Below are 1,512 nucleotides of genomic sequence, written 5' to 3' on the forward strand. Positions count from 1 at the left end.
CACTAGCTTTGCAAAGAAGCTAACATCGACTGGATTAAAATGGTTAAGTTTCTTTTTGAGTTATTAGATACTTATTTTCCCATTTGCTACTTCCGGCAAATGGGCTAAAAAGTCGATGGCCTATTGATCGAGGGGGTTACCATTTTTAGGCAATATATCAATTATTGGTTGAATTCGTTAGTCAGCACCAACTTTTGCGCCACGTGCTTCTTTGGGGAGCTTCTTGAGCGTCCTCGTTTCGGCTTCTTCTGACGGCCTTTTGAAGGCTTCGTCGGTTTCCGGAACAAGGCGTCAAGCAGTTTCTCCCAACTCTTGGCCATGTACTGACGCATTAGCTTCAGCACTTTGCAGAGTCCTTGTTTCGTACCCGTTTGAAGCTTCACCAAGACACACAAGGCGTGGGCGATGAGTGCTATATAAATTTGGTTCCATACTGCAGAAGGCTTGTTGCTGTACAGTTTAGCGAGTCGCAAGTACTGCTTCATCCATTTGAAAAATAACTCGATGTCCCAGCGGGCGCGATAGATATCCGCGATCTCCTGTGCCGTTAGGTCCCAGCGGCTTGTGATCAGGCGGTACGTATGGCCTTTGTCGTCCTTGAACTCCACTAAACGCAGCCTCATGGTCTGATCAGGCTTGTTCGGAACAACCATGAGGACATCCGCATCCAGCCGCAAATGAGCTTCCTCTGCCGGGAGTGCACGTGTCTCCAAGATCTGAGTTTTACTGTTCTTCTGAACGCGAGCGACAAAGAAGATCCCTGCTTCGAGCCACTTCTTGTAGTGAGCGTAGTTGATGTATCCGCGATCCATCACGTACGTTGTTCCTTGCTCGGTAACCAGTTCGATCGCAACTTCTTTATCCGCCACGGCTCCCGTCGACAACACGACTTTACTGGGAATCGCCAGATGCGGCCATTGTGTGCTCAGGCTCAGGTGCAGCTTTACCTGATTCTTTTCTTGGTCGACGAACGCCCACTTGCCAAAATGACTCGAGAGTGTGATCGAAGAGGAATCGATGATGGATAGGGGGACTAATTCTTTTTGTAGCCCGCTGCTCTCACACAGATGCAGGGTATCGCGAATACGGCGAGTGATGTCTTCGAACAGGTATTGGAGCAACCAGGTTGGCAGTTCAGATAATCTGCGAGAAAGCTGGGAAGCGCTAAGCGACGTCAGTCCCGTGAGTGCCTGAAGTTCCGGGCTATCCCGAAGATTTTCGACAATGCAATCGGGGTCTTTTCGGTCGGACAACTGCGCTTCGACGAGTAAGCGGAATGAAGCAGTGAGATTACACTTCTGCTTGTGATAATCGAGAAAAACACAAACAAATTCGGGGATTTTCAACCATTCAAGACATTGACTGATGACGGTATTTGAGTTATCGTTACCCATGCTGGTCTCCTTTGTAAATGGAGTGGGTAACACGCCCTCTACATTCACAATAGGAGATTTTTTAATGATCCACCAGATAAAAGTATCAATAAAATACAATTTTAGGAACATTTTGAAA

General features: G+C 47.4%; 1 protein-coding gene. It reads right to left on the reverse strand.

What is annotated here, in order from left to right; genetic code table 11:
* Nucleotides 1-161 precede the first annotated feature (161 nt).
* Nucleotides 162-1,512 (reverse strand): IS4 family transposase (locus AC3G2T_RS38635; protein WP_488438806.1); only part of this gene is annotated, 1,351 nt, incomplete at its 5' end.

This window comes from Paenibacillus sp. sgz302191 (assembly GCF_057749925.1).